Origin of the sequence: Arthrobacter sp. HMWF013, from assembly GCF_003061105.1 — a bacterium.
In the GTDB taxonomy this organism is placed as follows: domain Bacteria; phylum Actinomycetota; class Actinomycetes; order Actinomycetales; family Micrococcaceae; genus Arthrobacter.
The window spans coordinates 1-2,907 of the sequence record NZ_QAIQ01000364.1 but is presented as its reverse complement, the minus strand read 5'-3'; the positions used below and the strand labels follow the sequence as shown (position 1 = coordinate 2,907).

At 66.7% G+C, this 2,907-nt stretch carries 3 protein-coding genes; all 3 read left to right on the top strand.

The features are described 5' to 3' along the window. Window positions 1-56 precede the first annotated feature (56 nt). Window positions 57-665 carry a TlpA family protein disulfide reductase gene (locus DBR22_RS13580; RefSeq protein ID WP_181365178.1) on the top strand — a complete coding sequence of 203 codons (609 nt, stop codon included), beginning with the start codon at window positions 57-59 and terminating at the stop codon, window positions 663-665. Window positions 666-680: 15 nt separating this feature from the next. Then, window positions 681-1,436 (top strand): cytochrome c biogenesis CcdA family protein, encoded by a 756-nt coding sequence (locus DBR22_RS13575; protein ID WP_108599453.1) that lies wholly within the window; start codon window positions 681-683, stop codon window positions 1,434-1,436. Beyond that, on the top strand, window positions 1,436-2,907 hold a 1,472-nt coding region (gene resB / locus DBR22_RS13570; RefSeq protein ID WP_108599452.1), incomplete at its 3' end, for a cytochrome c biogenesis protein ResB. The genes DBR22_RS13575 and resB, both read left to right, overlap by 1 nt.

Sequence of the window (2,907 nt, the reverse complement as noted above, 5' to 3'; positions counted from 1 at the left end):
CCGGGGGCCTGACCATGAAAACCACTGCTTCCCGCCATGCCATGACCAGCCGCGCCATGACCAGCCCCGCCACGTCCCGCCGCGCCGTGCTTGCCGCCGGCGGCGCAGCCCTGACCGCCCTCACGCTGGGGCTCTCCGGCTGCGCGCAGGAGGATGCCCTGGCCCAGCAGGCCAAGGCCGGCGACAACAAGAACTATGTCGCAGGCGATGGCTCGGTGACCGAGTTTGCCGCGGCGGACCGCAAGGCCGCCGTCGCCGTCAACGGCACCCTGTTCAACGGGACCACCGTGACGCCCGAGGATTTCCAGGGCAAGGTCACGGTCCTGAACTTCTGGTTCGCGGCCTGCGCCCCCTGCCGGGTGGAGGCTCCCATCCTCGAAGAGCTGCACCAGGAGTTCAAGGACCAGGGAGCGCAGTTCTTCGGCGTCAACCTCCGCGACGAAAAAGCCACCGCCGAAGCCTTCGATAAATCGTTCAACCTGACGTACCCCAGCTTCGATGACAAGGACGGCGGCGTGCTCCTGGCAGTCTCCGGCCTGGTCCCTCCCGGCGCCGTCCCCACCACGCTGGTGCTGGACAAGCAGGGCCGGGTGGCCTCGCGCGTCCTGGGCGAAATCCAGAGGGGCACCCTCAAAGCCCTCATCACCGCCGCCGTGGCAGAGTAGCGGCGGCCGCGGACCGTGAACAGCCCCTTCGCCGAAGCCATCCTGAACGGCTCGCTACTGCTTGCCATCCCGGTGGCACTGCTGGCCGGACTGGTTTCCTTCCTGTCGCCCTGCGTGCTGCCCCTGGTGCCCGGCTACCTTGGCTACGTCACCGGCCTCAGTGGCGTGGACCTGCAAAAGCAGAAGCGCGGCCGGATGCTCGCCGGCATTGGCCTGTTCGTGTTGGGCTTCTCCGTGATCTTTGTCCTGCTCGGGGGTGCCTTCGGCCAGCTCGGCACGCTGATCACCGGTTCCCAGAACGCCTGGATCACCCAGCTCCTGGGCATCCTGGTGATCATCATGGGCGTGGTGTTCATGGGCGGCTTCGGTTGGCTGCAGCGTGACGCGAAGATCCACGCCAAGCCGCCGGCCGGCCTGTGGGGTGCACCGCTGCTGGGCATTACGTTCGGCCTGGGCTGGGCCCCCTGCATCGGCCCCACGTATTCCGCCGTGCAGCTCCTGAGCCTGTCCGGCGGTTCCTCGGCAGCAAAGGGCGCGTTCCTGGCCTTCGTCTACAGCCTGGGGCTGGGCATCCCCTTCCTCCTGATAGCCCTGGCTGTGCGCCGGGGTATGGGCGTGATGTCCTTTTTCCGCAAGCACCGCCTGGCCATCCAGAGAATCGGCGGGGGCATCCTGGTGGTGCTCGGCCTGCTGATGGCCAGCGGCGTCTGGGGAACCTGGGTCACCGAGCTGCAGTACTGGTTCCAAACCGATGTGAAGTTGCCGATCTGATGAGCGAGCGCGTGAAAGCAAACAAGAAGTCCCCGGCCCCCGTTGACACGGCCAAGGCAGAGGCAGCCCTCCCCATGCTGGGGCCGGTGGAGATGCTTCGTTGGGCCTGGACGCAGCTGACCAGCATGCGCACCGCGCTCTTCCTGCTCCTGCTCCTGGCCGTTGCGGCAGTGCCGGGTTCCCTGTTCCCGCAGCGCCCGGCCAACCCGTCGGTGGTGACGCAGTACATCAAGGACAACCCGGACTACGGGAAGCTGCTGGACACCCTGCAGCTCTACGATGTCTACTCCTCGGCCTGGTTCTCGGCCATCTACATCCTGCTCTTCATCTCGTTGATTGGCTGCGTGGTACCGCGCGCCATCGCCCACTACAAGGCCATGCGCTCGCAGCCGCCGCGGACCCCCAAGCGGCTCTCCCGCCTCCCCGAGTACGGCACGCTGGTGGTTCCCGCCGGAGCCGGCCTCCCGGCGTCGGACGCCATCCGCAGTGCCGCCGGAGTGCTGAAGAAGCGCGGTTACCGCGTTGACGTGAGGGACGACGACGGCGCGCGGCCGTCTTTGGGTGCCGAGCGCGGCTTCGCCAAGGAGGTGGGGAACCTGGTGTTCCACACCTCGCTGATCGGGGTTTTGGTCTCCGTGGCGATCGGCGGGCTGTTCGGGTACAGCGGCCAGCGCATCCTGGTGGAGGGCGATACCTTCGTGAACACCCTGGTGGGCTATGACCAGTTCACCCCGGGCACCAACTTCCAGTCCAGCCAGCTCCAGCCCTACTCCATCCAGCTGGACAAGTTCGCCGTCACCTTCGACCGCGAGTCCAAGGGCAAGGTGGGCCAGCCCATCGACTTCACCGCCGATGTAACCACCAAGGAAACCCCGGACGCGCCGGCCAAGCAGGAAGTCCTCAAGGTCAACGAACCCGTGACCCTGGGCGGCACCAGCATCTACCTCACCGGCAACGGCTACGCCCCGGTGGTCACCATCCGCGACGGCGCCGGCAACGTGGCCATGCAGGGCCCGGTGGTTGCCAAGCTGCAGGGCGACAACTACTACTCGTCCCTGGTGATCAAGGTCCCGGACGCGAAGCCGGAGCAGCTCGGCTTCGCCGGGTTCTTCCTTCCCACCGCCTTTATCACCGAGGAAGGCATCTCCTTCAGCGGGGATCCGGATCTCTTCAATCCGCAGCTGACCCTGAACTCCTACTACGGCGATCTCGGCCTGGACGGCGGGGCCCCGCAGAACGTCTTCGAACTGGACGTCAAAGACCTTACGCCGCTGAACGCCCGCAACCTCGATGCCGGCGGCATCACGCTCGCCCCGGGAACCAGCTACACCCTGCCGGAGGGCAAGGGCACCATCAGCTTCGACGGCGTGAAGCGGTACGTGGGCGTGGACATCCACCACAACCCCGGGCAGCTGTACGCCCTGATCTTCGCGCTGCTGGCCGTGGCCGGGCTCATCGTCTCCCTGTACGT